Source organism: Pseudarthrobacter sp. RHLT1-30-1, from assembly GCF_059383415.1.
Map to the genome: position 1 here is coordinate 25863 of NZ_JBWZCG010000009.1, position 26120 is coordinate 51982.

28 protein-coding genes, 6 tRNA genes, 1 pseudogene and 1 riboswitch are annotated in these 26120 nt (G+C 67.9%); of the genes and pseudogenes, 23 read left to right on the plus strand and 12 right to left on the minus strand.

What is annotated here, in order from left to right:
- The first annotated feature begins 187 nt into the window (after window positions 1-187).
- Entirely contained in the window at window positions 188-1573 is a 1386-nt protein-coding gene (locus AC50YM_RS08515; RefSeq protein WP_494956532.1) for an alpha/beta hydrolase family protein, read from the plus strand.
- On the opposite strand, the gene ybaK is transcribed toward AC50YM_RS08515, so the two are convergent.
- The 3 genes from ybaK to AC50YM_RS08530 all read right to left on the minus strand — a co-directional run bounded on the left by ybaK (window position 1570) and on the right by AC50YM_RS08530 (window position 3581).
- A complete protein-coding gene (gene ybaK, locus AC50YM_RS08520) occupies window positions 1570-2067 on the minus strand; it encodes a Cys-tRNA(Pro) deacylase (RefSeq protein WP_494956533.1) in 498 nt (165 codons plus the stop codon). The genes AC50YM_RS08515 and ybaK overlap by 4 nt on opposite strands.
- 64 nt (window positions 2068-2131) lie before the next feature.
- Window positions 2132-2590, minus strand: coding sequence for a SufE family protein (locus AC50YM_RS08525; protein WP_494956534.1), 459 nt, complete (start codon window positions 2588-2590; stop codon window positions 2132-2134).
- 73 nt (window positions 2591-2663) lie between these two features.
- Window positions 2664-3581 (minus strand): sulfurtransferase, encoded by a 918-nt coding sequence (locus AC50YM_RS08530; RefSeq protein WP_494956535.1) that lies wholly within the window; start codon window positions 3579-3581, stop codon window positions 2664-2666.
- 229 nt (window positions 3582-3810) lie between these two features.
- On the opposite strand from AC50YM_RS08530, the gene zapE reads away from it, so the two are divergent.
- Window positions 3811-4848, plus strand: coding sequence for a cell division protein ZapE (gene zapE / locus AC50YM_RS08535; RefSeq protein ID WP_494956536.1), 1038 nt, complete (start codon window positions 3811-3813; stop codon window positions 4846-4848).
- A gap of 202 nt (window positions 4849-5050) precedes the next feature.
- On the opposite strand, the gene AC50YM_RS08540 is transcribed toward zapE, so the two are convergent.
- The 6 genes from AC50YM_RS08540 to AC50YM_RS08565 all read right to left on the minus strand — a co-directional run bounded on the left by AC50YM_RS08540 (window position 5051) and on the right by AC50YM_RS08565 (window position 6141).
- Window positions 5051-5320 (minus strand): antitoxin, encoded by a 270-nt coding sequence (locus tag AC50YM_RS08540; RefSeq protein ID WP_494956537.1) that lies wholly within the window; start codon window positions 5318-5320, stop codon window positions 5051-5053.
- Window positions 5321-5596: 276 nt separating this feature from the next.
- A tRNA-Val gene (locus AC50YM_RS08545) sits at window positions 5597-5671 on the minus strand.
- A 38-nt stretch (window positions 5672-5709) separates the two neighbouring features.
- Window positions 5710-5782 (minus strand) — tRNA-Gly (locus AC50YM_RS08550).
- 56 nt (window positions 5783-5838) lie between these two features.
- A tRNA-Val gene (locus tag AC50YM_RS08555) sits at window positions 5839-5913 on the minus strand.
- Between the two features lie 39 nt (window positions 5914-5952).
- Window positions 5953-6023 (minus strand) — tRNA-Cys (locus AC50YM_RS08560).
- Window positions 6024-6068: 45 nt separating this feature from the next.
- Window positions 6069-6141, minus strand: a tRNA-Gly gene (locus AC50YM_RS08565).
- Window positions 6142-6458: 317 nt separating this feature from the next.
- On the opposite strand from AC50YM_RS08565, the gene AC50YM_RS08570 reads away from it, so the two are divergent.
- Window positions 6459-6530 (plus strand) — tRNA-Val (locus AC50YM_RS08570).
- A gap of 86 nt (window positions 6531-6616) precedes the next feature.
- On the plus strand, window positions 6617-7465 hold the full coding sequence (locus tag AC50YM_RS08575; protein ID WP_494956538.1) for a cytochrome: 849 nt from the start codon (window positions 6617-6619) through the stop codon (window positions 7463-7465).
- A 78-nt stretch (window positions 7466-7543) separates the two neighbouring features.
- Here AC50YM_RS08575 and AC50YM_RS08580 read toward each other — a convergent pair whose 3' ends face one another.
- Window positions 7544-7783: a hypothetical protein gene (locus AC50YM_RS08580; protein WP_494956539.1), complete on the minus strand. Its 240-nt coding sequence runs from the start codon at window positions 7781-7783 to the stop codon at window positions 7544-7546.
- Between the two features lie 132 nt (window positions 7784-7915).
- A pseudogene (locus AC50YM_RS08585) lies at window positions 7916-8104 on the minus strand (hypothetical protein); the annotation flags it as partial.
- Window positions 8105-8394: 290 nt separating this feature from the next.
- On the opposite strand from AC50YM_RS08585, the gene def reads away from it, so the two are divergent.
- From def to hisF, 12 genes are all read left to right on the plus strand, one after another.
- On the plus strand, window positions 8395-8991 hold the full coding sequence (gene def, locus AC50YM_RS08590) for a peptide deformylase (RefSeq protein WP_494956540.1): 597 nt from the start codon (window positions 8395-8397) through the stop codon (window positions 8989-8991).
- Window positions 8988-9950: a methionyl-tRNA formyltransferase gene (gene fmt / locus AC50YM_RS08595; RefSeq protein WP_494956541.1), complete on the plus strand. Its 963-nt coding sequence runs from the start codon at window positions 8988-8990 to the stop codon at window positions 9948-9950. Before def ends, fmt begins: the two co-directional genes overlap by 4 nt.
- Window positions 9947-11578: an RsmB/NOP family class I SAM-dependent RNA methyltransferase gene (locus tag AC50YM_RS08600; protein ID WP_494956542.1), complete on the plus strand. Its 1632-nt coding sequence runs from the start codon at window positions 9947-9949 to the stop codon at window positions 11576-11578. The genes fmt and AC50YM_RS08600 overlap by 4 nt, the downstream gene beginning before the upstream one ends.
- A 69-nt stretch (window positions 11579-11647) precedes the next feature.
- Window positions 11648-12304, plus strand: coding sequence for a ribulose-phosphate 3-epimerase (gene rpe, locus AC50YM_RS08605; RefSeq protein WP_494956543.1), 657 nt, complete (start codon window positions 11648-11650; stop codon window positions 12302-12304).
- 198 nt (window positions 12305-12502) lie between these two features.
- Window positions 12503-12652: riboswitch (FMN riboswitch) on the plus strand.
- A 154-nt stretch (window positions 12653-12806) separates the two neighbouring features.
- Window positions 12807-13994: a bifunctional diaminohydroxyphosphoribosylaminopyrimidine deaminase/5-amino-6-(5-phosphoribosylamino)uracil reductase RibD gene (gene ribD, locus AC50YM_RS08610; RefSeq protein WP_494956544.1), complete on the plus strand. Its 1188-nt coding sequence runs from the start codon at window positions 12807-12809 to the stop codon at window positions 13992-13994.
- Window positions 13994-14650, plus strand: a complete 657-nt coding sequence (locus AC50YM_RS08615) for a riboflavin synthase (RefSeq protein WP_494956545.1) — start codon at window positions 13994-13996, stop codon at window positions 14648-14650. The genes ribD and AC50YM_RS08615 overlap by 1 nt, the downstream gene beginning before the upstream one ends.
- A gap of 50 nt (window positions 14651-14700) precedes the next feature.
- Complete coding sequence (ribB, locus tag AC50YM_RS08620; RefSeq protein WP_494956619.1) at window positions 14701-15378, plus strand: 3,4-dihydroxy-2-butanone-4-phosphate synthase; 678 nt, start codon at window positions 14701-14703, stop codon at window positions 15376-15378.
- A gap of 13 nt (window positions 15379-15391) precedes the next feature.
- Window positions 15392-16090 carry a GTP cyclohydrolase II gene (gene ribA / locus AC50YM_RS08625; protein ID WP_494956546.1) on the plus strand — a complete coding sequence of 233 codons (699 nt, stop codon included), beginning with the start codon at window positions 15392-15394 and terminating at the stop codon, window positions 16088-16090.
- A 95-nt stretch (window positions 16091-16185) separates the two neighbouring features.
- A complete protein-coding gene (gene ribH / locus AC50YM_RS08630) occupies window positions 16186-16671 on the plus strand; it encodes a 6,7-dimethyl-8-ribityllumazine synthase (RefSeq protein WP_494956547.1) in 486 nt (161 codons plus the stop codon).
- A 133-nt stretch (window positions 16672-16804) separates the two neighbouring features.
- Entirely contained in the window at window positions 16805-17068 is a 264-nt protein-coding gene (locus AC50YM_RS08635) for a phosphoribosyl-ATP diphosphatase (protein ID WP_024367461.1), read from the plus strand.
- A gap of 180 nt (window positions 17069-17248) precedes the next feature.
- Window positions 17249-18091: an ATP phosphoribosyltransferase gene (gene hisG, locus AC50YM_RS08640; RefSeq protein ID WP_494956548.1), complete on the plus strand. Its 843-nt coding sequence runs from the start codon at window positions 17249-17251 to the stop codon at window positions 18089-18091.
- A 44-nt stretch (window positions 18092-18135) separates the two neighbouring features.
- Window positions 18136-18912, plus strand: a complete 777-nt coding sequence (hisF, locus tag AC50YM_RS08645) for an imidazole glycerol phosphate synthase subunit HisF (RefSeq protein WP_494956549.1) — start codon at window positions 18136-18138, stop codon at window positions 18910-18912.
- A gap of 112 nt (window positions 18913-19024) precedes the next feature.
- Here the strand turns inward: hisF and AC50YM_RS08650 are convergent, their stop codons facing one another.
- Window positions 19025-19669, minus strand: coding sequence for a TIGR03085 family metal-binding protein (locus AC50YM_RS08650; protein ID WP_494956550.1), 645 nt, complete (start codon window positions 19667-19669; stop codon window positions 19025-19027).
- A 154-nt stretch (window positions 19670-19823) separates the two neighbouring features.
- Here AC50YM_RS08650 and hisI point away from each other — a divergent pair, with 154 nt between their 5' ends.
- From hisI to trpA, 7 genes are all read left to right on the plus strand, one after another.
- Window positions 19824-20321, plus strand: coding sequence for a phosphoribosyl-AMP cyclohydrolase (gene hisI / locus AC50YM_RS08655; RefSeq protein ID WP_494956551.1), 498 nt, complete (start codon window positions 19824-19826; stop codon window positions 20319-20321).
- 95 nt (window positions 20322-20416) lie between these two features.
- The gene (locus tag AC50YM_RS08660; RefSeq protein ID WP_494956552.1) at window positions 20417-21982 is read left to right on the plus strand and encodes an anthranilate synthase component I; all 1566 of its coding nucleotides are present in this window, start codon (window positions 20417-20419) and stop codon (window positions 21980-21982) included.
- On the plus strand, window positions 21979-22614 hold the full coding sequence (locus AC50YM_RS08665) for a Trp biosynthesis-associated membrane protein (RefSeq protein WP_494956553.1): 636 nt from the start codon (window positions 21979-21981) through the stop codon (window positions 22612-22614). Before AC50YM_RS08660 ends, AC50YM_RS08665 begins: the two co-directional genes overlap by 4 nt.
- Before the next feature lie 128 nt (window positions 22615-22742).
- Window positions 22743-23033, plus strand: a complete 291-nt coding sequence (locus tag AC50YM_RS08670; protein ID WP_494956554.1) for an HGxxPAAW family protein — start codon at window positions 22743-22745, stop codon at window positions 23031-23033.
- Window positions 23034-23035: 2 nt separating this feature from the next.
- Window positions 23036-23854, plus strand: coding sequence for an indole-3-glycerol phosphate synthase TrpC (trpC, locus tag AC50YM_RS08675; RefSeq protein ID WP_494956555.1), 819 nt, complete (start codon window positions 23036-23038; stop codon window positions 23852-23854).
- 95 nt (window positions 23855-23949) lie between these two features.
- The gene (gene trpB / locus AC50YM_RS08680) at window positions 23950-25296 is read left to right on the plus strand and encodes a tryptophan synthase subunit beta (RefSeq protein ID WP_494956556.1); all 1347 of its coding nucleotides are present in this window, start codon (window positions 23950-23952) and stop codon (window positions 25294-25296) included.
- Window positions 25293-26120, plus strand: coding sequence for a tryptophan synthase subunit alpha (gene trpA, locus AC50YM_RS08685; protein ID WP_494956557.1), 828 nt, complete (start codon window positions 25293-25295; stop codon window positions 26118-26120). Before trpB ends, trpA begins: the two co-directional genes overlap by 4 nt.

Below are 26120 nucleotides of genomic sequence, written 5' to 3' on the forward strand. Positions count from 1 at the left end.
TAGTCGTGCGCCGTTCCGCCCGCACGGATTCGGGCGTCGGGGCACGCCTGTCGCCGCGTTGTTGTCCTTCCTGTTTCTTTCTGACCTGCCTTGCCGACGGCTTGGGGCCGGCACTAAGGAACCGTTTCCGGGATCCCTGACGGCTACGGATGCCACGGTCGGCGGGTAGTTCGGTAAGAATGGTGCCATGGCATCCTCCCCGCGCCTCCTGCCGGACCCGCACCGGCTCTCCACCTCCCGTGGAAAGGCCGCCCGCGCGGCCGCGGCGCTCGCCGCCGAAGTTGCCGCTTCCGCGAGCGACGTCTCGGTCAAGGGCAGCGCCAAGTGGGCCCTCGGCGGCATCATCGGCGGCAGCGCCGCGGCCGGCCTGCTGGCCGGCGGCTCCTCCGCCCTGGCCCTCTATTTCGCCCGCCGCGTGATCACTCCTTCCCGGGTCAGGGAGGAGGACCAGGAGGTCCTCGCCGTCATCCGGGACGGTCAAGGGCTGCAGATCATCCTTTCGGCCACACCCGAGTCCACGGTGGAGGGCGTCTACGGTTTCTTCTTCGACGGCGGCCGGGGCCACGCCCGGATCGGCCGGATCGTGTCCTACGCGCCCGGGGAGCGCACGGTGCAGCGCGAAGTCGAGGCCGTTTACAGCGGCGACCTCAGCACGGCCCGCCGCGGCTACTGGAGCGGAGCGGCGCACCCGGACCCGGCCAGCATTGGCCTGCCCTCGGAAGACGTCGAGATCGAGGTCGACGGCGGAACGGCGCCGGCTTGGCTGGTCCGTGCCCCGCAGGAGTCCGGCATCTGGGCAATCATGGTGCACGGCCGCGGAGCGAGCCGGCAGGAATGCCTGCGGGCGGTCCGAACGTCCCGGGAACTGGGCATGTCCAGCCTGCTGATCTCCTACCGGAATGACGGGCTGGCGCCCTCGGCGCAGGACGGACGCTATGGCCTGGGCTCCACCGAATGGCGCGACGTCGAGGCGGCCATCGCTTTTGCCCTCGAGCACGGCGCCAGTGAAGTGGTGCTTTTCGGCTGGTCCATGGGCGGGGCGATCTGCCTCCAGACCGCCGACCTGTCCCGCTATCACCCCCTCATCCGGGCCATGGTGCTGGACGCCCCGGTCATCAACTGGGTGAACGTGCTGGCCCACCACGCCGAGCTCAACCGGATTCCCTCAGCAGTGGGCCGCTACGGGCAGCTCATGATGAGCCACAAGGTGGGCCGGCGGCTGACCGGCCTCGCCGCGCCCGTGGACCTCAAAGCGATGGACTGGGTTTCCCGGGCGGTGGAACTGCGGACACCGACCCTGATCATCCACAGTGTCGACGACGAGTACGTCCCCTATGGCCCGTCCGCTGCGCTGGCCGAGAAGAACCCGGAGATGGTCACCTTCGAAACGTTTGAGACCGCCCGGCACACCAAGGAATGGAACGTGGACCCGGAGCGCTGGGAGCGGCTGGTCACAGCCTGGCTGGGGCAGCAGCTCGCGCCCCGCCCGAATCCCGGCAAGCCGAATCCGGACCAGCCGAATCCGGACCAGCCGCCCGCGGCCGAGCCCAGCCCGGGGGAGAGCACGGACTAGTTCCGGCTGGTGCCGATCCTCGCTGTCTGCGCTCCGGTGAGCCGGATCAGTTCGGCCGGGCTTAACTCGATGTCCAGCCCGCGCCGCCCGCCCGAGACCAGGATCGTGGCCAGGCCCAGGGCGCTGTCGTCCACAACGGTGGGGGAGTGCTGCCGCTGTCCCAGCGGTGAAATGCCGCCCAGCACATAGCCGGTGCGGCGCTCGGCCGCTGCCGGGTCGGCCATCGCGGCCTTCTTGCCGCCCAGCGCGGCCGCCATCGCCTTGAGGTCCAGATTCCCGCTCACCGGCACGACGCCGACGGCGAGGCGCCCGTCGACGTCGACCATCAGGGTTTTGAACACCCGGGCGGGATCGACGCCGAGCACCTCCGCCGCTTCCAGCCCGTAGCTGGCAGCCGACGGGTCGTGGCTGTAGGGGTGGGTAACGAAGGGAACCCCGGCGGCCGCCAATACCGCGGTGGCCGGGGTTCCCTGTGACGCCTGTTTGCGTGCCATATTGTCCGGTTACCCTTTGTCCGGTTTATCCGGTGGTCTGCTCAGCCAGGTGCCCGGCGGGCGGTCAGGACTGCTGCGGGAGGGCAGCAACCTTGCGCTTGATCCGGCCCAGCATCGCTGTCATCCCGCGCATCCGCAACGGCGTGATGGCCCGGGTCAGGCCCAGCAGCTCCGGCATGTCGTCCGGGACGGCCAGGATTTCGGCCGGGCTTAACCCGTCGAGGCCTTCGTGCAGCACACTCGCGAACCCGCGGGTGGTGGGGGCTTCGGGCGGCGCCTTGAAGTAGAGCCGCACGCTGTCCGCCGCGCCGCCGTCGGACGGTTCCGTTTCAATCGCCAGGAACAGCGGCGATTGGCACTCCACCACCTGCTCCATGAGCTCCGGGTGGTCCTTGAGCCGGTCCGGGAGTTCCGGCAGTTCACGGGAGAACTCGAGCAGCAGTTGGAGCCGTTCGGGTTCCGTGACGGCCTGGAAGTCATCAACAATTTCCGCCAGTGCGGTGGGGAGGGCAGAAGTATTCATCTCTTCCAGCTTACGCACGCGCGGCGATTGTGTCCCGATCGGCGTCCGGTGGCGCCGGTCGCTGCGCCGGTTGCTACTTGGTCGCCGGCACCGTGCCGCGTTCGATGCCCTTGGCGATCGGGGCGCGGACGGCATTTCCCCATTCGGTCCAGGATCCGTCGTAGTTCCGGACCGAGTCGAAGCCGAGCAGGTACTTGAGCGCGAACCAGGTGTGGCTGGACCGTTCCCCGATGCGGCAGTACGCCACGACGTCGTCGCCTGCCTTCAGCCCGGCCTCGTCCAGGTACAGCGCCTCGAGTTCGGGTCGGGACCGGTAGGTTCCGTCTTCGGCGGCCGCCCGGGCCCAGGGGATGGAGGCGGCGGTGGGGATGTGTCCGCCGCGCAGGGTGCCTTCCTCCGGGTAGGCGGGCATGTGGGTGCGCTGGCCGGTGTATTCCTCGGTCGAGCGGACATCGATCAGCGGCTTGCCGAAGTGGGCCAGCACATCTTCCTTGAAAGCGCGGATCGGGGCGTCGTTGCGCTCGACGACGGGGTACTCGCCGGGGCTGGTGACGGTCCGGTCCGTGGTGACCGCGCGGCCTTCTGCGATCCACTTGTCCCGGCCGCCGTCGAGCAGCCGGACGTCCTCGTGGCCGAAGAGCTCGAAGACCCAGAGGGCGTACGCAGCCCACCAGTTTGATTTGTCGCCGTAGATGACCACGGTGCTGTCGCGGGAGATTCCCTTGGCCGCAGCGAGGGCGGCAAAGGCAGCGCCGTCGACGTAGTCGCGGGTGATCTCCTCGTTCAGGTCCGTGTGCCAGTCGACCTTCACCGCGCCGGGAATGTGGCCGGTCTCGTAGAGCAGCACGTCCTCGTCGGATTCGACGACCACGAGTTTGCCGTTCTGGAGGGCGCCGGAGTCGATCGCGGCAGCCAGCCATTCGGTGGACACGAGCCGCTCGGGGTGGGCGTAGGCGGCGAACTTCTCATTCTGCTCAACGGGGTAGGGCATGGTGGTGGCCTTTCACTGGAACGGTCAGGGACCGGGCCGTCGAGGGTTCAAACGCGGCGCCGGGTCTTGTTCAACCCTAGCCACGCCCCGCCGGGATTGCTCCACCGGGTTCACACTCGGAAATATGGCCTTCGTCACGTGCTTGTCCACCCGTCCCGCCCTGCCGACAAGCTGTCCGCGCATTGCCGGTATTCTGTCTGGGGACAAGAGACCAGCAGAACGGACCACCTTGGTACAGATCGAACAGCTCACCGCCCGCACCCCGGCAGTTTCAGTGGATGAACTCCTCAACGGTTTTTATCCGTCGCCGCGCTTCGGTGAGGTTTCGTTTTCCAGCTACCGGCCGGATCCGTCCCAGCCCAGCCAGGCACACGCGGTCAGGGCGCTGGAGGGGTTCGCGGCCAACGTCGGAGCCCGCGACGGCGACGGGCTCTTCAAGCGACTCTTCGGCAAGAAGGACACGTCCCGCGCCGGGATCTACCTCGACGGCGGCTTCGGCGTCGGCAAGACCCACCTGCTCGCCTCGCTGTGGCACGCCGCCCCCGGGCCCAAGGCCTTCGGCACGTTCGTGGAATACACGAACCTGGTCGGGGCGCTTTCCTTCCGCAAGACGGTCGAGGCGCTGAGTCACTACAAGCTGGTCTGCATTGATGAATTCGAGCTGGATGATCCGGGCGACACTGTGCTGATGTCCCGGCTCATGCGCGAACTGGCCGACGCCGGCGTCAAGCTCGCGGCTACCTCCAACACCCTGCCGGGGTCGCTCGGCGACGGACGCTTCGCCGCCGTCGACTTCGCCCGTGAAATCCAGGTGCTGGCGGACCAGTTCGACGTCGTCCGGATCGACGGCGAGGACTTCCGCCACCGTGGCCTGCCGGCCGCGCCGCAGCCGCTCCCGAACGAGCAGCTGACGCACCACATGCAGAACGAGTTCCACGGCAAAACGGTGGCCCGCGACGAGTTCAGCACGCTGATCAACCACCTGGCCGGTGTCCACCCGAGCCGGTACCGGCAGATGCTGGACGGCATCGAAGGCGTCGTCTGGAAGAACGTCCACACCATCACCGAGCAGGCAGTCGCACTGCGTTTCGTGGTGCTTGCGGACCGGCTGTACGACAAGGACGTGCCGATTCTGGCCAGCGGCGTGCCGTTCGACCAGCTGTTCACCGAGGAAATGATGACCGGCGGCTACATGAAGAAGTACTTCCGCGCCGTTTCGCGGCTCACCGCCCTGGCCCGCGAGGGTCAGAACCACGAACCCTCCTGACACCACCTTTAGCAACGCGGGGTCAGTTTCAGCCCATCCTGATGCATCGGATGGGCTGAAACTGACCCCGCGTTGCTTCGTTAAGTGCCGTTCGGCTCAACAGCCAGCTGCTGCCAGGTGCCGGCGGCGAAAGATGCCGTTAAACGCCGGAGGTGCCGGCGCCGCCTCTCGGCGGGACCGGCACCTCGCTGACGTATCTGGGTCAGAGGCCTGGCTGGCGGGGTTCCCCGGTTACGGGGGGTTCACCGGCAGCGGGAGTCTCATCGGCGACGGGGGCCGTGTTCGGCCGGGCGTTCGCCTTGTCCACGAAGTCGGAAGCGCCCCGCTGCACGGAATCGATCTTGTCGGCGTGCTTTCCGCCGGTCTTAGAGTCGACGAAGTCGCCGGCCTTTTCGATTCCATCCTTGATGGCTTGTTCGTTGCCACCAATGATTTGCTGAGCCTTGCCCTTTAGATCGTCAATTAAACCCACGGGCACCTCCCTTCGGTCGCGGAGCCAGATCGCTCCTAGCACTTTCTACCCTAGCGGGACGCCACGGGGGTGCCAAGGGTGTACGCCCACAGGGTAAAAGAAGTTCTTAGGCGCGGAGCAAGGGTCCAAAGACCCGGCTCCTGCTCCCGCGAAGCGGACACCTCGGAGCAGTCCCGGTGGCGGTTGGCCAAGCCGGTTGACCAAGCCCGTTGACCAAGGACGAGGGGTGGGTTAGCGCGAGGGCGCAAAAAAAGCAGCTCCGGGGAGCTGCTCTTGTGGTGGGCGATACTGGGATCGAACCAGTGACCTCTTCCGTGTCAGGGAAGCGCGCTACCGCTGCGCCAATCGCCCGCAACCGGAAGGATCCGGAGTGGAGTTGTAATGAAGAGAGCGGACGACGAGATTCGAACTCGCGACATCCACCTTGGCAAGGTGGTGCTCTACCAGCTGAGCTACGTCCGCATTTTAGTCCATGCCGGCTGGGCCGGTGGTGCTGCATCAAGCAAGTTGCCTTGCTCTGGTGGGCGATACTGGGATCGAACCAGTGACCTCTTCCGTGTCAGGGAAGCGCGCTACCGCTGCGCCAATCGCCCCTTGCATCCGATCGAGACCGGATGCCAGGGTATTAACCGAGGTGGGTACGGGATTCGAACCCGTGTAAACGGCTTTGCAGGCCGCTGCCTCGCCTCTCGGCCAACCCACCGTGTAGATAGGATTCCGGAGAACCATACCGTGACAGTGTCCTGCGAGCGGACGACGAGATTCGAACTCGCGACATCCACCTTGGCAAGGTGGTGCTCTACCAGCTGAGCTACGTCCGCAGTATTGCCCGCAATTCCCCGCCGCAATCGGCATTTCCTCGCGTTCCAACGAGTAAGAACTCTATAGGAGGTTCAAGGAACTTACAAATCGAGACGACGACGCCGGCCGCCGGCGCCGCTGCATCCCTGAGTTCTAGGGGTTGCGGCTAATTACAGCGTTGTAATTCGCGGACAATTTTTTGGCTGAAACCGGGTGGCGCGGAAAACTGTCGGGCCGTCGTCCGCCCTCGCCGGACGACATACCTGGGGTCCACCGGCGCAACGCAGGGCTCCGATTTCTGAATTCCGCCGGGGTGGGCTAGCATTCAATGGCATTGGGGCGATTGGCGCAGTGGTAGCGCGCTTCGTTCACACCGAAGAGGTCACTGGTTCGAACCCAGTATCGCCCACCCAGTCGCTGGTCCGTTCCGCTCCCAGAGCGGGGCGGACCATTCTTGTTTGCAGCACTGTCAGACCCCCGTGAAAGAGTTTTCCTATGACCGCCCCACTTCTTGCTCACGCCACGGACTATGGCCGGATGTACGCGCGCTCCACGTCCGAGCAATTCTCCGTACCGTCCATCACCAACGTGATCGGTCAGCAACCGCACGGTCTGGACGGCTGGTTCGGGTATATGGGCGCCAACAGTCTTGCCCAGGACCCGACGCTGCCCGGCATCCTGGGGAGTCCGGCCAAGGTCCGCCAGGCGGTGAGCCGTGCCGCCAAGGCCGCCGAGACGTACCGGGACGACGCCGCAATGCGCGGGGACCGCGTGCACAACTACTGCGAGCAGGTTGCCCTGCGCGCTCTCGGTCGTCCGCACGGGATGAAGGAAACCCGTGAGGCCCTCGCCGCGAATGGGGAAGAGGCCTTTGCGGCCCGCTTCGACGAGTGGTGGGAACTCTTCCAGGTGGAGCCGATTGCTCCGGAAATCACGGTCTGGAATAAGACGGTTGGATATGCCGGCACTCTGGACCTTGTCGCCAGGATCAATGGCCGGACGTGCCTCATTGACTACAAGACCAAGGGCACCAGCCGTGACGGCACCGTCAAACCTTTGGATGACAAAGTCGTTATGCAGCTTGTGGCCGGCATGAAGGCTGAGGAAAGCCTGGTGGATCCGGTGGCAGGGGAGTGGGAGGCCTGGCAGCACGGTGACTCCCCGATCCTGCTGGCGGTTGCGATCGGGGAGACCGAGGTACGACCGCTTCGGGCCAACCCCGAGGTCCTGAAGCACCACTGGTGGAAGTTCTGCGCGCTGCGGCGCGTTTGGGAAATGTCCGCGGACACCACGGCCGCCGGAACGGCCCTGCTCCCGCTGGCTCCGCCGCCACTCACACGCTGAGACGCCGCCAGCCGTTGGTCACGCTGGCACGGAAGGATCTCCATGGCGGCAAATGCACGCTCCAGGTCCGGACCGGTATTAGTCCAAGACTCTTAGCGAGCGCAGGGTGAGGCCGGTTTCCTGGCGCTGGGAAGTAAACGCCTGGGCAACGAGTCTTGCGGATGCCCTTGAAGCCAGCTCCCGCTCATCCGGAGGTGAAACTTCCGGTCCATCAACGACACCGTTCCGGCTCTCCCACAGTTCATTGAACTGCTGAGCCGCCTCGACATCATCAAGTTCAACTTCGAGTGAAAACGTAAAGACTTCTTTGCGGGCCATCAGCCCATACTGCATGCAGCGGAGCAATAAAGCCTGGCTCTGCGGCTGACGGCTTTTCTACGGAACTACTCCCTCCGGCAGCACGCTGCTCGCCCAGGTCCCCGACTTCACGGCCCGCAGGTACAGCGACGGCTACAGCCAGGCCTGTATGCCGGGCTGGGCCGATACGTCGGTGGGGTGGAAGTAGGAGTTGCGTCCGGGTTTTTGGCGCGGGTCGATGTGTGGCGGCGGGATGAACCAGGGGATGCCGTTTTGGAGCTGGATGGTCCATTGCTCCTTGTGGATCACGTGGTGGTGGCGGCTGCAGAGCAGCGTCCCCGACCGCCGTCGCCGCCGCATCCCGCAGCAGCGCCAGGGCGCCCTCCACCCTGGACCGCCCGGCCCCGCTGGCGTGCCCGGCACCGATCCCGACACCGGATTCTGGGCTCCGGCCCGTGTCCTGGAAAGGAATGAAATCCCTGAAGATTTCCATGAACACAGTCTTTCAGTGGCCTCCGACACTTTTCGGTGGTCCGCTGAAACCGAATCATCGCAGCCGTCCGGGAGCAGGACCGGAGTGCAACTAAACTGGACTGGATCCCGTCGTCGCCCACTGTAAGGACAGATTGCACATGGCCGTTTTGAATATCCGCATCATCGGGGATCCTGTGCTGCGCACAGTTGCCGATCCCGTGACGGAATTCGGGCCTGAGCTGGCGAAGCTTGTAGCTGACATGACCGAAACCATGGAGGATGTGGACGGCGCAGGCCTGGCCGCGCCCCAGGTCGGCGTCAGCCAGCGAGTCTTCACGTACCGTATCCGCGGCGTCGAGGGACACATCATCAACCCGGTGCTCGAAAACAGTGATGACTTCCAGCCCGATGAAGTCGAGGGCTGCCTCTCCATCCCCGGGCTCGGCTTCCCGGTCCGCCGCCACCGGCACACCCGCGTCACCGGCGTCGACCTGCACGGCAACCCCGTCATGGTCGAGGGCGAAGGCATGCTGGCGCGGGCATTCCAGCACGAAACTGACCACCTTGACGGCATCCTCTTCACCGACCGGCTGGAGGGCGACGACCGGAAGGCCGCGCTGCGGGCCATCCGGAACGCCAACTACGACTCCATAACCGAGCAGACGACGGCGAAGCGCGCCCGGACCGTGGGCAGCAGCTTCGGCAACGGAGCCGCGGGTTCCGGAAGCTTCGGATCCTTCGGTAACTCCCAGTGAAGGTACTCTTCGCGGGGACCCCGGCAGTTGCCGTGCCGTCGCTGGACGCGCTCGTCGCGGCCGGCTTCGACGTCGTTGCCGTCCTCACCCGCCCGGACGCGCCGCTTGGCCGCAAACGCGTGCTGACGCCGTCGCCGGTTGCCGCCCGCGCCGCGGAGTTGGGCATCAGGATCATCCACGCGGCCAAGGTCAACGCAGAGGTGACCGCGCAGATTGCGGCTGCCGCCCCCGACGTCGCGGCCATCGTGGCCTACGGCGGGCTCATCCCGCGGGCCGCCCTGGACATTCCCCGGCATGGCTGGATCAACCTGCACTTCTCCCTGCTGCCGGCCTGGCGCGGCGCGGCCCCCGTGCAGCGGTCCCTCATCGCCGGCGACGACGTCACCGGGGCGGTCACCTTCCTGCTGGAGGAAGGGCTGGACACCGGGCCGGTGTTCGGCACGCTGACCGAAGCCGTCCGGCCCGACGACACCGCCGGGGCCCTGCTCGAGCGGCTCTCCCACAGCGGCGCCGTGCTGCTGACCCAGACGCTGTCCGCGGTCGACGCCGACCGGGCCGCTGCGGTGCCGCAGCAGGGCGAGGTCAGTCTCGCCCCCAAACTCACCCTCGACGACGGCCGGCTCGACTGGCGGCAGCCCGCACTGGCGATCGGACGGCGGGCCCGCGGCGTCACCCCCGAACCCGGCGCCTGGACCATGCTCGACGGCCAGCGGATCAAGCTGGAGCCGGTGATCATGCGGCCAGGGGATCCGGCCCTGACGCCGGGGGATCCGGCCCTGACGCCGGGGGATCCGGCCCTGACGCCGGGGCAGCTGGCCCTGGTGGGCAAGAGCGTGCTGGTCGGTACCGGCTCCCACCCGGTGGAACTCACCCGGATCCAGCCTTCGGGCAAGAAGATGATGACCGCCGCTGACTGGGCGCGCGGACAGGCAACACGGGAAAGCGTGGTATTCGAATGAGTGAGTCCGGGAGCGGCAGCGGCCGCGGCAACGGCCCCCAGCGCGGCGGATCAGGCGGCCAGCGCGGAGCCGGCCAGGGGTCTGGTTCCAGCGGCGGCCCGGGCGGCCAGCGCGGCCGTGACGGCAGCCAGCGGAACGCTCAGGGCCGGGAACGCAACCGCGGTCCGCAGCGCGGCTTCACCGAGAACGCCCCGTCCCAGCGCACCCGCCGTGCCGATCCGGCCCGGCTTGTCGCCTTCGAAGTGCTGCGCGCTGTCGCCGCCGACGACGCCTACGCCAACCTGGTGCTGCCCGCCCGGATCCGGCACCATAACCTCGACAAACGGGACGCCGGCTTCGCCACGGAGCTGAGCTATGGTGCGCTGCGCGGACAGGGCACCTATGACGCGGTCCTCGCCCGCTGCGTGGACCGGCCGCTGGACCAGCTGGACCCGGCTGTCCTGGATGCCCTCCGGATCGGCACCCATCAGCTGCTGGCCATGCGCGTCCCCGCCCACGCCGCCCTGGACCAGACCGTGGGCCTGGCCCGTGCTGTCATTGGCGCCGGGCCGTCGGCGCTGATCAACGCCGTGCTGCGCAAGGTGTCGGCCCATACCCTTGAGGAGTGGCTGGACCTGCTGCTCAGCGACGAGACGGACGAGACCAAAAAGGCCGCCATCCGCTACGCCCACCCGGAGTGGATTGTCCGGGCGCTCCGGCAGTCCCTCGTGGCCCACGGCCGCCCGGTCAGCGAAATCAGTGACCTCCTCGAGGCGGACAACGCCGCACCGGTGGTCAACCTCGTGGCCCTGCCCGGGCTGGGCAGCCTGGATGAGGCCCTCGAAGGCGGTGCCACCCCCGGCGAACTCGTCGTGGGCTCGGCCCTGTCCAGCGGCGGAGACCTCGGCCGGCTCGCCTCCGTCCGCGAAGGCACCACCCGGGTCCAGGACGTCGGATCGCAGCTCGTGGCGCGCGCCATGGCCGCCGTGGACCTCGGCTACGGCGGCGGCACCGGTGCCGGCATCCCCGGCGGGGGACATGTCCAGCCTGCTGAACGCTGGCTGGACATGTGCGCCGGCCCGGGCGGAAAGGCGGCCCTGCTCGGCGCGCTCGCGCGGGAGCAGGGCGCCACGCTGCTGGCCAACGAACCCGCGCCGCACCGCGCCAAGCTGGTCCGGCAGGCCCTTGCCGCCGTGCCCCACGAGGTCTGGCATGTGCGGACCGGCGACGGCCGCGACGTCGGCACCGAAATGCCGGAAAGCTTCGACCGCGTTCTCGTCGATGCGCCCTGCACCGGACTCGGCGCGCTGCGCCGCCGCCCGGAATCGCGCTGGCGCCGGACCCCCAAGGACCTGACGGACCTCGGACCGCTGCAGCGCGAACTGCTGAAATCCGCGCTGGCCGCGGTCAAGCCCGGCGGCGTCGTGGCCTACGTGACGTGCTCGCCGCACCCGGCCGAGACGACCGCCGTCGTGAGCGATGTGCTGCGCAAACGCGACGACCTTGAACTGCTCGACGCCGGCGCGGCGCTGGACAGCGTCAGCCTCACCGGGCACCTCGACGCCGGACACGAGCTCACCGCCCAGCTCTGGCCGCATGTGCACCGGACCGACGCGATGTTCCTGGCCCTGATCCGCAAAAAGGCCTGATACAGGGAATACTGGGGCCAGAAGCCCCGCCTCAACCGGACATCCCAGCAGAACGACAAGGAATTCCACATGGCCAAGTGCTGTATCAACCCGAGCATTCTCTCCGCCGACTTCGCCAACCTCGAAGCCGAGCTGCGCAGGATCAGCAACGCTGATGCGGTACACGTCGATGTGATGGACAACCACTTCGTCCCGAACCTGTCGCTGGGGTTGCCGGTGGTTTCGCGACTGCAGGAGATCAGCCCAGTGCCGTTGGACGCCCACCTGATGATCGAGCACGCGGACCGCTGGGCGCCGGCCTACGCCGACGCGGGGGTCGCCTCCGTGACGTTCCATGCCGAGGCGTCAATCGCGCCGATCAAGCTCGCCCGCGAGCTGCGGGCCCGCGGTGCCAAGGCGGGCCTGGCGCTCCGTCCGGGCAGCGCGGTGGAACCCTTCCTGGACATGCTCAGCGAAATCGACATGCTGCTGATCATGACCGTGGAACCAGGCTTTGGCGGCCAGGAATTCCTCGACCTCACGCTGCCCAAGATCCGCCGGGCCCGGGCAGCGATCGACGCGTCCGGTCTGGACGTGGCGCTGCAGGTCGACGGCGGCATCACCGAGGACACGATCTGGCGTGCTGCGGAAGCCGGAGCCAACGTGTTTGTGGCCGGCTCTGCCGTCTACGGTGCCGACGATCCGGCCGAGGCGATCGAGCGGCTCCGCGCGTCCGGGCGCCGCTAGCAGTACCGGGGCACCGCCGCGGCACCATCCTGCCCCGCCAACCGGGAGGGGTGACGGAGTCTTCGCCGAAAGACGCCGGCGGGCCCCCGCCGGCCGAGCGGGGTGACGGAGCCCGCGCCGAAAATGACGCACTCCGTAACATCCTGCAGGCGGGAATACCCGAAGCGACCCGGGGGTTGTGCCAGAATAGCAAGACACATACGTGCTCCGGGGTCGGTGTAAGTCCGAACCGGCGGTTACAGTCCGCGACCCGCGAGCCGGCGCTTCCCCTGGGAGGATGCCGGCAGACGGTTGAACCGGTGAAATTCCGGTACCGACAGTTAAAGTCTGGATGAGAGAAGCACGTACAGCTGTTACTGCGGCGCCACCGGCGCCGCGGAAGTTCGCTGTCGTATACCCCCGGAGCCATCGCGGCTTTTGAGGGAAGGAACGACACACACATGTACTCTCTGCGATGGCTCTTCACCCACACTGCGGTTTTCGGAAACCCGGTGGCAGGTTGATGAGCCTCCTACACTCCACCCACACGACGGACGGCGCCGAGGCGCTGGCCCTGGCCGGCTTCAGCGCGGCCGAGGCCGCCGCCATGGACGCGGCGCTGGCCGCAGCCCTGCAGGGCCCCCGGGGCGCGAACCCGCTGGTGGGCGCCGTCATCATCACCTCGGATGGAGCCCCGCTGGTAACGGGCCACCACCGCGGCGCCGGGACCGCGCACGCGGAAGCCGATGCGATAGACCAGGCAAAGGCCGCCGGCCACGACCTCCGGGGCACCACCATGGTGGTCACGCTGGAGCCGTGCAACCACTGCGGCCGCACCGGGCCCTGCGCCCAGGCGATCATCGAGGCCGGGATCACGGACGTCGTCTACGCGATCGATGATCCGCACGACCCCGCCGCCGGCGGCGCGGCAACACTGCGTGCCGCGGGAGTCCGCGTCCGGTCCGGACTCGGCGCGCAGGCCGCGCTGGAGCTGAACGGGCGATGGTTCGACGCCGTAGCGGCCCTGCGGCCGTTCGCCACGCTGCATATCGCGCAGACCCTCGACAGCCGCATTGCCGCCAGCGACGGAACCAGCCAGTGGATCTCCAGCCCGGAATCGCTCGCCGACAACCACGCCCTGCGCGGCAGGATCGACGCCATCCTGGTCGGAACCCAGACCGTCCTGGTGGACAATCCGCGCCTGACTGCCCGCGGCGCGGACGGGGAACCCGCCGGCCGGCAGCCCCTGCGCGTCGTGATGGGCTACCGGGGAATTCCGGAGGGCGCCGCGATCAACGGCGACGACGGCAAGGTCCTCCATCTGCCCACCCGGGATCCGCGCGAAGCACTGGACCAGCTGTTCACCGCCGGGGTCCGCCATCTTATGGTGGAAGGCGGCTCCCGCATCCTCAGCGCCTTCCTGGCCGCCGGGCTCGTGGACGAACTCATCGTCTACCTCGCCCCGACACTCCTTGGCTCCGGAACCCCGGCCCTTGAAGACCTCGGCATTACCACCCTGGCCGACGCCCAGCACTGGGAATGGGACACCGCCTCCGGCGGGGCCGTCCAGCTGCTGGGCCGCGACCTGCGGCTGCACCTGAGCCCCGCCCGGCCAGCCGCGAACTCCGCACCGCAGGCCGCCGCCGTCAGCACCACATCCGACTCAACCCCGTTCCGCACAGGCGCGGACACCGCCGCAGGAGGCAACTGATGTTCACCGGAATAATCGCCGAACAGGGAAAGGTGTTGTCCGTTGAACGCAACGGCGACATCAGCGCCACCGTCCGGCTGCACGCACCCGGCAGCACCGAGGGACTGGCCCTCGGCGGCTCCATCGCCGTCAACGGCGTCTGCCTCACGGCCACCGAGATCGACGGCCGGGACTTCAGCGTCGACGTGATGGGCGAGACCCTCACCCGCAGCACCATCGGCGAACTCACGGCCGGGGACCCCGTCAACCTGGAGCGCTGCGTACCGGCCAGCGGCCGGCTCGACGGACATGTCGTCCAGGGCCACGTCGACGGCGTCGGGCGGCTGCTTGAGCGCGAGGCGCTGGGCAACTGGGACCGGCTCCGCTTCGGCGTTCCCGCCGGGCTGGCGCGCTACATCGCCGAGAAGGGGTCCATCGCCGTCGACGGCGTTTCGCTGACCGTGACCGCCGCGAGCCCGGCCGCCGAACCGGCGCCCTGGTTCGAGGTGGGGCTGATCCCCACGACCCTCGCCGACACCGGACTGGGCGCGAAATCCATCGGCAGCCACGTAAACCTCGAAGTCGACGTCCTGGCGAAGTACACTGAGCGCCTGCTCGCATTTTCAGGCACCGGAGCCGTCGGAGCAGCAGTACGCGCGGAGGGGGCAACAGCGTGAACAACGTCAAGGACATCCCTGCCCGGCAGCCCTTTCTTACCGATGCCGTCCTGCCCGCCGGGCTTGCGCCCGGGCAGGTCATCCCGCCGGCAGGTCTCGACCTGATTGAAGACGCCGTCCGGGCCATGGCCGCCGGACGTCCCGTCCTGGTGGTCGACAACGAGGACCGCGAAAACGAAGGCGACATCATCTTCGCCGCACAGCACGCCACGCCCGCCCTGATGGGCTGGACCATCCGGTACAGCTCCGGCGTGATCTGCGTACCGCTCGACGCCGACCGGGCCGACGCCCTCGCGCTGCCGCCGATGGTCGAAATTAACGAGGATGCCAAAGGCACCGCCTACACGGTCTCCTGCGACGCCGCCGTGGGCGTCAGCACCGGAATTTCCGCCACCGACCGGGCCCTGACGGCCCGGATCCTGGCCGATCCCGGGAGCCAGCCGGCGGCGCTGACCCGTCCCGGGCATGTTTTTCCGCTCCGCGCCGTTAAGGGTGGAGTGCGGGAACGTCCCGGCCACACCGAGGCAGCCGTGGAACTCTGCCAGCTGGCCGGACTCGAACCCGTCGGTGTAATCGCGGAAGTGGTGTACGACAACGGAGAAATGATGCGCCTGGACGGACTGCGCGGCTTCGCCCTCGAGCACGGCTGCCCGCTGATCTCGATTGCGGACCTTGTGGCCTACCTTGAGGCCGGGCAAGCTGCCGGCCACGCAATCGACCCCCTGTGATGGAGGAGAAACGATGACGACGTCGGAAGCACGAGAACAGCAGACGGCCGGACGCCAGCCGCACCCGGTCAGCGCCGGCCCGATCGTCCAGTTGCCCACCGCCTTCGGTGAATTCCTGGCCCAGGCCTGGACCGATCTGGCCACCGGTGCCGAGCACCTGGCGGTCAGCTCACCGCTGCCCCCGGTTGACGGGATGGCACCGCTGGTCCGCCTGCATTCGGAGTGCCTGACCGGAGACGTGTTCGGCTCCTACCGCTGCGACTGCGGTGAGCAGCTGGCCTACGCCCTGGAGATGATCAACGAATTTGGCGGGACCCTGCTGTACCTGCGCGGCCAGGAGGGCCGGGGGATCGGCCTGGCGAACAAGATGAAGGCCTATGCGCTGCAGGAAGCCGGCTTCGACACCGTGGAGGCCAACGAACAGCTCGGCCTTCCCGTCGATGCCCGCTGCTACAAGGCCGCCGCCCAGATCCTCGCGGATATGGGCCTGCACGAGGTCCGGCTGCTGAGCAACAACCCGGACAAGCAGGACCGGCTGGCCCAGGCCGGCGTCCGCGTGGTGGAGATGGTGCCCACCGAGGTTCCGTCCCGGGAGCAGAACATCCGCTACCTGCAGACCAAGAAAGACCGGATGGACCACCGGCTGGTCCTGGACATGGAGCCGGCAGCGCCGGCAGCCGGTCCGGGCGGTTTCGACCACGAACAAGGCTGACTTTCCACCCCGGGTTTGAGGCCGGCCACCGTCCGGTGGCCGGCCCTTGCCTGGCATCAGAGCACCCAACGACTGAACAGAACAAGGATTCCCAGATGAGCGGACACGGCGCACCACAGATTGACCTCAGCACTTTCAAACCGGAGGAGACCTCCCAGCTGAAGCTGGCCATCGTTGCCGCGAGCTGGCACACGCAGATCATGGACGGGCTGCTGGACGGCGCCCTGCGCGCTGCCAAGGACGCCGGCATCAGCGAGGCCACCGTGCTCCGCGTCCCCGGTGCGTTTGAGCTCCCCGTCGCCGCCGCCCGGCTGGCGCCGCACTTCGACGCGGTTGTGGCGCTCGGCGTCGTGATCCGCGGCGGAACCCCGCACTTCGAGTATGTCTGCGAGGCGGCCACGCTGGGCCTGACCGAGGTTTCGGTACGCACCGGCGTCCCGGTCGGCTTCGGCGTGCTCACCTGTGACACGGAGCAGCAGGGCATCGACCGGGCCGGGCTCCCGGGCTCCACCGAGGACAAGGGCCACGAGGCCGTCACCGCCGCCCTCGCCACCGCGGTGACGCTCAAGCAGTTCAGCTAGCCAACAACAATGGCCCGCCGCACCCCGGACGGGGGTGCGGCCGGTGCCGTGGACTGTGTAATCGCTCACATCCCTGTCGTCATGCAGCGGCCCGGCAGGGGACCTCCGCCCGCAAGCCAGTAGGCTGGAGGGTGTGAAGAATTTCGAATCGCTGTTCGCAGAACTGAGTGAGAAGGCAGCCGTCCGTCCGGAAGGCTCCCGCACCGTCGCCGAACTGGATTCCGGAGTCCACGGCATCGGCAAGAAAGTCGTGGAGGAAGCAGCCGAGGTCTGGATGGCTGCCGAGTATGAATCCGATGAAGCCGCCGCCGAGGAAATCTCGCAGCTGCTCTATCACCTGCAGGTTCTGATGCTCGCCAAAGGACTCAGCCTGGAAGACGTCTACAAGCATCTCTAGCCACGTCCGCACCGGAACCCGCCCGGCCCTGCCTTGCGAATTCCGGTGTCCAGCGTGGCCCGCTGTGCCTGAACCGACTGTTCTTGAACCGACTGATCTTGGACAAACAGTGTCAGAACCGACTGTTCCCGAACGGACTGTTTCTGAACGGACTTCGTCCCGACCTAGAAAGACCTCCCAATGCTGAGAGTTGCCGTCCCGAACAAGGGATCCCTGTCCGAAGCCGCTTCCGCCATGCTCGCCGAAGCCGGCTACCGCCAGCGCCGCGACACCCGCGAGCTGGTCATGCTGGACCCGGACAATGACATAGAATTCTTCTTCCTCCGCCCCCGCGACATCGCCGTCTACGTCGGCCAGGGCACGCTCGACGTCGGCATCACCGGCCGCGACCTGCTCCTCGACGCCGAGGTCGAAGCCGAAGAACTGCTCCCGCTGGGCTTCGCCGCCTCCACCTTCCGATTCGCCGGGCCGGTGGGCGACTTCAGCGCGGTTGAACAGCTCGACGGCAAGCGCCTCGCCACCAGCTACGACGGACTGCTCCGCGGCTACCTCGCCGAGCGCGGCATCAAGGCCAAGGTGGTCCGCCTCGACGGCGCCGTCGAATCCTCCGTGCGCCTCGGCGTCGCGGACGCGATCGCCGACGTCGTCGAAACCGGCAACACCCTGAAGGCCGCCGGGATGGAGATCTTCGGCCAGCCCATCCTGCACTCCGAAGCCGTCCTGATCGGCCGCAAGGGCGAGCGGAACCCGGCCGCCGACGTCCTGATCCGCCGCCTGCAGGGCGTCCTCGTGGCGCACCAGTACGTGATGATGGACTACGACATCCGCAAGGAACTCGTGGAGCAGGCCGCGACCCTGACCCCCGGACTGGAGTCGCCCACCGTCTCGCCGCTGCGCGATTCGGACTGGGTTGCCGTCCGCTCGATGGTGCCGAAGAAGCAGACCAACCGGATCATGGACGAGCTGTACGACCTGGGCGCCCGCGCCATCCTGGTCAGCACCATCCACGCCTGCCGCATCTGACCCGGCGGCAGTGAACCGTCCGTGCGCGAATACCAGGAGAAATCATGGCAATAGCCGTCCGCGTTATCCCGTGCCTGGACGTTGACGCCGGCCGTGTGGTCAAGGGCATCAACTTCGAAGGGCTCCGCGACGCCGGGGACCCCGTCGAACTGGCGCACCGCTACGACAACGGCGGCGCCGACGAGCTGACGTTCCTTGACGTCACGGCGTCCTCGGGCAACCGGGAAACCACGTTCGACGTCGTCCGCCGCACCGCCGAGGAAGTCTTCATCCCGCTGACCGTGGGCGGCGGCGTCCGCGGCGTGGCCGAGGTGGACCGGCTCCTGCGCTGCGGCGCGGACAAGGCAGCGATCAACACCGCCGCCGTCGCCCGTCCCGGGGTGATCGACGAGATCACCCGGCATTTCGGGTCCCAGGTGCTGGTGCTTTCGCTCGATGCCCGCCGGACCCGTCCGGGCTCGGAGCCCACCGCCTCCGGCTTCGAGGTCACCACGCATGGCGGCCGCCAGGGCACCGGGATCGACGCCATCGCCTGGGCCCGCGAGGCGGCCGACCGGGGTGTCGGGGAAATCCTGCTGAACTCGATCGACGCCGACGGAACCAAGGACGGCTTTGACCTGGAACTGATCCGCCTGGCGCGGGCCGCGGTCAAGGTTCCGCTCATCGCCTCCGGCGGCGCCGGCAAGCCGGAGCATTTCCCGCCGGCCGTGGCTGCAGGCGCCGACGCGGTCCTCGCAGCCTCCGTTTTCCACTTCGGCCCGCTGGACATGATTGCGCAGGTCAAGGCCGCGATCCGCGAAGCAGGCTTCGAAGTCCGCTAGCCCACATAAACCAACGCGGAGTCACATCGCGCCCATCCCGCCGGGGATTTTGGGCGCGAAGTGACCCCGCGTTGGTTGGGTGGGGGCGCTGCTGGGTTGTGCCGAGAAGGGCTTAGAGCCCGACTTCGGCTGACTGCAGGAGCGCGACGGCGTCCGGCTGGCCTTCGAAGGTCACGAGCGCGTGGCGGGTGCGGCCATGGGCGTGCATCAGCAGTTCGCCCGGCTCACCGACGATCGCCACGGACACCGGAGCGCGTTTGGCGACGTGCCGGGGGCCGGAGGGGCGTACCAGCACGATCCCGAGGTCCACGCCGCGGTAAAGGATGGCCGCGCGCTTGACCAGCTCATCCCACAGGGCGTCCGAATAGGCTTCGTCCAAGGCGCGCGGAGCCCAGCGGTCTCCGGCGCGGCGGACGTCCTCGGTGTGGACAAAGTATTCGATCAGGTTGGCGCTTTCGTCCAGGGCCTTGATCTTCATCGGGGAAAACGCCGACGGGCCGGCGCGGAAGGCGTTGACCAGCTTGTTGTAGTCCTCCGGCGTCCTGAGCTTCTCGGCCAGCTCGGCCGTTGCCTGGTCCGAGGCCTTGGCGAGACGCTTGATCAGCAGACCCAGTCCGACGGCGGCTTTACGCTCGCGCAGGTACAGGTGGGCAGCAAGGTGCCGGGTGAGCCAGCCCTTACAGAGCGTGGGGGAGTCAGGACCGGCCGCCAGTAAGGTTTCGGCCAGAACTTCTCGGGACGGATCGACGAAATGCATCACTTGTGAAACTAGCACGAGACAGCGTCGCGCGGGCACGCGAACCGCCGCCGTTCTGGCCTCCGGGAGCCAATCACTGCCCGGTGACGCCGATGTTAAGCGCGGTGCCGGGCGGCTGGGCGGCGCCGCGCCGCGAGGCACTAGACTTGATCTGATGTCTGAGCAGCCCGCCCCCGCCCCTTTCACTGCGACCGCCGTCGGCGAATCCACCGTCAGTGGGAGCACTGTCAGTGGAACCACCGCCGGTGCAACCACCGTCACCGGAAACTCCGATAACGGATCGGCCGCGCCCTCAAGCCCGCTGCCGGCGGTCCTCGCCGGAGCCCTGAAGCGGGACAGCGCCGGCCTGGTCGCCGCGATCGTGCAGCAGTTCGACACCAACGAGGTGCTCATGCTGGGCTGGATGGACGACGAGGCCCTCAGCCGGACCATGACCAGCGGACGGGTGACCTTCTACTCCCGCTCCCGCCAGGAGTATTGGCGCAAGGGCGACACGTCCGGCCACGTGCAGTGGGTCAAGTCGCTCGCGGTGGACTGCGACGGCGACGCGCTGCTGGTCCGCGTGGACCAGGTCGGCGCGGCCTGCCACACCGGGACCCGGACCTGCTTTGACGGCCGCGGGCTCGACGTCGTCACCGGCCAGGCCGGCTGACCCGCACCTGCCGGCCCCTTCGGGCGCCGCACCGGGGCGAGGCCCCGCACACTCAACCTTCAGGACCACTGAAAGAACAGGCGGAAATCACAGCCATGCAGGACCTTGGAATCATCAGCCCGGGCCTGGCGGAGTTCCGGAAACTCGCAGGCCACAGCCGTGTTATCCCCGTCCGGCTGAAGGTGCTGGCGGACGCCGAAACCCCGATCGGGCTGTACCGCAAACTTGCCCACGGCCAGCCCGGCACCTTCCTGATGGAATCCGCGGCCGTCGGAGGTTCGTGGTCCCGCTACTCCTTCATCGGCGCCCGGTCCCGGGCCACCCTGACCACCAAGGACGGCCAGGCCCACTGGCTCGGCGAACCGCCGGTCGGGGTGCCGCTGGGCGGCAGCCCGGTGGATGCCATCCGCGACACCGTCCAGGCCCTCCGCACCGACCGCTTCGACGGCCTGCCGCCGTTCACCTCCGGGCTGGTCGGCTTCCTCGGCTGGGAAACCGTCCGGCACTGGGAAAAACTGACCAGCCCGCCGGAGGACGACCTGCAGCTGCCCGAAATGGCGCTTAACCTCGTCACCGACATGGCCGTGCACGACAACATGGACGGCACCGTGCTGCTGATTGCCAACGCGATCAACTTCGACAACAGCTCCGAACGGGTCGACGAGGCCTGGCACGACGCCGTCGCCCGGGTCAAGGCACTGCTGGCCAAGGTCAGCACCCCCGTGAAGCAGCCGGTGTCCGTGCTCGATCCGGCCGCCCTGGACTTCGCCTCCAGCGTGCAGGAACGCTGGAAGGAGACGGACTATCTCGCCGCCCTGGACCGCAGCAAGGAAGCAATCGTCGACGGCGAGGTCTTCCAGGTGGTCATCTCGCGGCGCTTCGAAATGGAATGCGGCGCGGACCCGCTGGACGTCTACCGGGTGCTCCGGAACACCAACCCCAGCCCCTACATGTACATCTTCAGCCTCGAGGACGCCGCCGGCCGGCAGTACTCGATCGTCGGCTCCTCCCCGGAGGCGCTGGTGACCGTGACCGGCGAGGAAGTCATCACGCACCCCATCGCCGGCTCCCGGCCGCGCGGCAAGACGGTCGAGGCGGACAAGGCCCTGGCCGAGGAACTTCTCGCGGACGAGAAGGAACGCGCCGAACACCTGATGCTTGTGGATCTGTCCCGCAACGACCTCTCCAAGGTCTGCGTGGCCGGTTCCGTCGACGTCACCCAGTTCATGGAAGTCGAACGCTTCAGCCACATCATGCACCTGGTCTCCACCGTCGTCGGCAAACTGGCACCCTCCGCCACCGCCTACGACGTGCTGAAGGCGACCTTCCCGGCCGGAACCCTGTCCGGCGCCCCCAAGCCCCGCGCGCTGCGCCTGCTCGATGAGCTGGAACCGCACCGCCGCGGGATCTACGGGGGTGTGGTGGGCTACCTCGACTTCGCCGGGGACATGGACATGGCCATCGCCATCCGCTCGGCCCTGCTCCGGGAGGGGCGCGCCTACGTGCAGGCCGGCGGCGGGATCGTGGCCGACTCGGTGAACGCCACCGAGGCGATCGAAACCGTCAACAAGGCCGCCGCCCCGATGCGGGCCGTCCACACCGCCCAGTCGCTGCGCAACATCACGGCCGAGTCCATCTCCGACGCCGGCACGCAGTCATGAGCGGCACCACAGTCAGGAGCACCAGCCCCGTCGTTCCCCGCTGGGCGCGGAAATCCACCCTGGTCCTGGCCATCGCCGCACTGGCCCTGGCCGTCTTCGGCACCACGACGCAGACCTGGCTCACCGTGCACCTCGACCCGGCCCAGCTCGGGGCGGCCGTCAACAGCCAGGACGGCCTGGAGGTGCAGGGCAGCAAAGCCGCGACCACCGTGACGGCCCTGGCCCTGGTGGCCCTCGCCGGCGGACTGGCCGCCTCGATCGCCGGCCGCTTCGCCCGCTGGATCATCACAGCTCTCATCCTGCTGGCCGCCGCCGGCATCATCAGCGCCGCCGCGGTTGTGATCGCGGACCCGCTGGCCGCAGCCCAGGGCTCCATCGCCGCAGCCACCGGGATCACGGGCAGCGACGTGAAGGTGGACGTCACTGTCTTCCCCGCCCTCGCCGTCGTGGCCGGCGCCCTGCTCGGACTCAGCGCCCTGCTGGTCATCCCCGCGGGCCGGTTCTGGAAGTCACGCACCAAATACGACACCGCAGCAACCGCAAACGCCGCCGGCGGATCCGCGGCGCCGGCCGGCCCGCCGGACGAGATTGACAGCTGGGACCGTCTGTCACGCGGTGACGATCCCACCTGAGCCGGTCCCACCTGAACCGATGCCGCCGGCGCGATCGTCACCGTGTGACGAACGGTGCCGGTAACCCGGCCAATAACTCTTTCAAAAAATGGCAGAATGTAAGCAGTATTCACCCTGAGGAGATTCCCATGAGCAAAGCCCCTGTTTCCGCCCCCAAGCCCGCTGCCGGAACCGGCTACTCCTACGACGACATCGATCACCGCGAACCGACCGGCCACGGCAACAGCCCGGCAGCCTGGACCACGGTCTTCGTTATGCTGATCGGCGCGCTCATCATGTCCATCGCCTTCGTCATCGCCAACACCCCGATCTTCATCGCGGGCGCCGTGGTGTTGCTGATCGGCCTGATCGTCGGCTTCGTCATGCGTAAAGTCGGTTACGGTGTGGGCGGCAGCAAGCTGAAGAACTCCGGCCACTAAGGATGACTGTTCTCGATGACATCAATGCCGGTGTCAGGGAGGATATGGAGGCCCGTCAGCGCCTCGTTACACTCGCGGAACTGAAGGAGCGCGCCGCCGCCGCTGCACCGGCCCGCGACGCCTGGACCGCCCTGGGCGGTGCCTCGGCAACGCGCGGGCAGCTGAAGGTCATCGCCGAAATCAAGCGCCGCAGCCCCTCCAAGGGCGATCTTGCCAGCATCGCGGACCCCGCCTCCCTCGCCGTGCAGTATGCCGGCGGCGGCGCCGCCGCGATCAGCGTTCTGACCGAACAGCGCCGCTTCAACGGTTCACTCGCCGACTTCGACGCCGTCCGGGCAGCCGTGGACATCCCGCTGCTGCGCAAGGACTTCATGGTCGACGAGTACCAGATCTGGGAGGCCCGGGCACACGGGGCCGACCTGATCCTGCTGATCGTGGCGTCGCTGTCCGACGCGCAGCTGCGCGAGTTCAGCGCCCTCAGCCGCGAACTCGGCATGAATGTGCTCGTCGAGACGCACACGGCCGAAGAAATCGAACGGGCGGTTGCCGCCGGGGCCCGGATCATCGGCGTCAACGTGCGCAACCTTAAGACGCTCGACGTCGACCGTTCCGTCTTTGCCGAACTCGCCGGCGGCATCCCCGCCGGCGCGCTTGTCATCGCGGAATCGGGTGTGCGCGGCGTCGATGACGTCCGGCACTACGCCGCGAACGGCGCCAACGCGGTCCTCGTCGGTGAGGCCCTCGTCAGTGACGCGACCCCGCGGGAGCGGATCGCGGAATTCATGGCCGCCGGAGCAGAAGAAATCGCCGCGCGTTCCTGACCCGCGGTCCGGCCGGGCAACGCCCGGCCGGACGCCGGCAGTGCCTCCGTGCGGCCCCCAGATCTAATGAGCAGTGGAACAGGATGGTGAGACTGATGGTCGATGCGCCAGCAGCAGGCTCCGACGAGAGCGCCGTGGACGCGTTCCTGCAGGGTGGGGAATCCCTGCGGCACGCCCCAGGACCCTACTTCGGCTCGTACGGCGGCCGGTGGATGCCCGAGTCGCTGATCGCGGCCCTGGATGAGCTCGAGGACACTTTCGAGAAGGCCAAGGCCGACCCGGAGTTCACCGCGCAGATCGCGGAGCTGAACAAGAACTACTCGGGCCGGCCCTCGCTGCTGACCGAGGCCAAGCGCTTCGCCGAGCACGCCGGGGGAGTCCGGATCTTCCTCAAGCGCGAGGACCTCAACCACACCGGCTCGCACAAGATCAACAACGTGCTGGGCCAGGCGCTCCTCGCCAAGCGGATGGGCAAAACCCGTCTCATCGCCGAGACTGGCGCCGGGCAGCACGGCGTTGCCAGCGCCACCGCCGCCGCCCTGATGGGCCTGGAATGCGTCGTGTACATGGGCGCCGAGGACTGCCGCCGGCAGTCCCTCAACGTCGCGCGGATGGAGCTCCTCGGAGCCACCGTCATACCGGTCACCAACGGCTCCCAGACGCTCAAGGACGCCATCAACGAGGCGCTCCGGGACTGGGTGGCCAACGTTGACAACACCCACTACCTGCTGGGCACCGCGGCCGGGGCGCACCCGTTCCCGGCGATGGTCCGCTACTTCCACGAGGTCATCGGCGAGGAAGCCCGTGCCCAGATCCTGGACCAGGCCGGCCGCCTGCCCGACGCCGTCTGCGCCTGCATCGGCGGCGGGTCCAACGCCATCGGCATCTTCCACGGCTTCCTGGACGACCCCTCGGTCAAGATCTACGGCTTCGAAGCCGGCGGCGAGGGCGTCGAAACCGGACGCCACGCAGCGACCATCACGCTCGGCAAGCCCGGCGTGCTGCACGGCGCCCGTTCCTACCTGATGCAGGACGACGACGGCCAGACCATCGAGTCGCACTCCATCTCGGCCGGCCTGGACTACCCGGGCGTCGGCCCGGAACACTCCTACCTCGCGGACATCGGACGCGTCAGCTACGAGCCGATCACGGACAGCGAAGCCATGGAGGCCTTCCGGCTGCTCTGCCGCACCGAGGGCATCATCCCGGCCATCGAGTCCGCGCACGCCCTGGCCGGTGCCATCAAGGTCGGCCAGCGCCTGGCCGCCGAGGTTGCCGAAGGCGGCGCTGAAGGCACCGCCGGCAAGGCGTCAGACAAGATCGTGATCGTGAACCTCTCCGGCCGCGGCGACAAGGACGTGGCCACGGCCGCGGAATGGTTCGACCTGCTGGACAAGGATTCACCCGAACACATCATCGCCAAAGAGGGGGAGCAGCTGTGAGCACCGTTCAGGACCCGGGCACCGCCCAAACTGCCAGCAAATCGGCAGCTGCCATTGACCGCGCCAAAGCCCAGGGCCGCGCGGCCCTGATCGGATACCTGCCCGCCGGCTACCCCGGCGTCGAGGAGACCATTGCCGCGGGCATCGCCCTCGCCGAAAACGGTGCCGACCTGATCGAAATCGGCATCCCCTACTCCGACCCCGTCATGGACGGACCGGTCATCCAGGCGGCCACCACCGAGGCGCTCGCCAAGGGCTTCCACGTCAAGCAGGTCTTCGACGTCGTCCGCGGGATCACGAGCAGGACCGACGCTGCCGTGCTGGTGATGACCTACTGGAACCCGGTGGTCCGGATGGGCGTGGACGAATTCTCCCGCCAGCTGGCCGAAGCCGGGGGAGCCGGGCTCATCACCCCGGACCTGATCCCGGACGAAGCGTCCGAATGGATGGCAGCGTCGGACAAGTACGGCCTGGACCGGGTGTTCCTCGTCGCGCCGTCATCCTCGCCGGAACGCATGAAGCGCACCGTTGAGGCGAGCCGCGGCTTTGTCTACGCCGTGTCGATCATGGGCGTCACCGGCGCCCGCACCTCGGTCAGCTCCGCGGCCAAGGACGTTGTCGCGGCCGCACATGCTGCCGGCGCCGAACGCGTCTGTGTCGGACTGGGCGTTTCCAACGCCGGCCAGGTCCGCGAGATCGCCGCCTACGCGGACGGCGTGATTGTTGGTACCGCGCTGGTCGTGGCCCTCGGCGACGGCGGCGTGGATGCGGTAGCGTCCTTGACGAAAGACCTGAGCACCGGCCTTACCAGGGAAGAAGCCTAA

Bases quoted from the DNA above. Each gene is read 5' to 3' on its own strand.
- AC50YM_RS08515 (WP_494956532.1), top strand. From the start codon at position 188: ATGGCATCCTCCCCGCGCCTCCTGCCGGACCCGCACCGGCTCTCCACC.
- ybaK (WP_494956533.1), bottom strand. From the start codon at position 2,067: ATGGCACGCAAACAGGCGTCACAGGGAACCCCGGCCACCGCGGTATTG.
- AC50YM_RS08525 (WP_494956534.1), bottom strand. From the start codon at position 2,590: ATGAATACTTCTGCCCTCCCCACCGCACTGGCGGAAATTGTTGATGAC.
- AC50YM_RS08530 (WP_494956535.1), bottom strand. From the start codon at position 3,581: ATGCCCTACCCCGTTGAGCAGAATGAGAAGTTCGCCGCCTACGCCCAC.
- AC50YM_RS08575 (WP_494956538.1), top strand. From the start codon at position 6,617: ATGACCGCCCCACTTCTTGCTCACGCCACGGACTATGGCCGGATGTAC.
- AC50YM_RS08580 (WP_494956539.1), bottom strand. From the start codon at position 7,783: ATGGCCCGCAAAGAAGTCTTTACGTTTTCACTCGAAGTTGAACTTGAT.
- def (WP_494956540.1), top strand. From the start codon at position 8,395: ATGGCCGTTTTGAATATCCGCATCATCGGGGATCCTGTGCTGCGCACA.
- AC50YM_RS08600 (WP_494956542.1), top strand. From the start codon at position 9,947: ATGAGTGAGTCCGGGAGCGGCAGCGGCCGCGGCAACGGCCCCCAGCGC.
- rpe (WP_494956543.1), top strand. From the start codon at position 11,648: ATGGCCAAGTGCTGTATCAACCCGAGCATTCTCTCCGCCGACTTCGCC.
- ribD (WP_494956544.1), top strand. From the start codon at position 12,807: ATGAGCCTCCTACACTCCACCCACACGACGGACGGCGCCGAGGCGCTG.
- AC50YM_RS08615 (WP_494956545.1), top strand. From the start codon at position 13,994: ATGTTCACCGGAATAATCGCCGAACAGGGAAAGGTGTTGTCCGTTGAA.
- ribA (WP_494956546.1), top strand. From the start codon at position 15,392: ATGACGACGTCGGAAGCACGAGAACAGCAGACGGCCGGACGCCAGCCG.
- ribH (WP_494956547.1), top strand. From the start codon at position 16,186: ATGAGCGGACACGGCGCACCACAGATTGACCTCAGCACTTTCAAACCG.
- hisG (WP_494956548.1), top strand. From the start codon at position 17,249: ATGCTGAGAGTTGCCGTCCCGAACAAGGGATCCCTGTCCGAAGCCGCT.
- hisF (WP_494956549.1), top strand. From the start codon at position 18,136: ATGGCAATAGCCGTCCGCGTTATCCCGTGCCTGGACGTTGACGCCGGC.
- AC50YM_RS08650 (WP_494956550.1), bottom strand. From the start codon at position 19,669: ATGCATTTCGTCGATCCGTCCCGAGAAGTTCTGGCCGAAACCTTACTG.
- hisI (WP_494956551.1), top strand. From the start codon at position 19,824: ATGTCTGAGCAGCCCGCCCCCGCCCCTTTCACTGCGACCGCCGTCGGC.
- AC50YM_RS08660 (WP_494956552.1), top strand. From the start codon at position 20,417: ATGCAGGACCTTGGAATCATCAGCCCGGGCCTGGCGGAGTTCCGGAAA.
- AC50YM_RS08665 (WP_494956553.1), top strand. From the start codon at position 21,979: ATGAGCGGCACCACAGTCAGGAGCACCAGCCCCGTCGTTCCCCGCTGG.
- AC50YM_RS08670 (WP_494956554.1), top strand. From the start codon at position 22,743: ATGAGCAAAGCCCCTGTTTCCGCCCCCAAGCCCGCTGCCGGAACCGGC.
- trpC (WP_494956555.1), top strand. From the start codon at position 23,036: ATGACTGTTCTCGATGACATCAATGCCGGTGTCAGGGAGGATATGGAG.
- trpB (WP_494956556.1), top strand. From the start codon at position 23,950: ATGGTCGATGCGCCAGCAGCAGGCTCCGACGAGAGCGCCGTGGACGCG.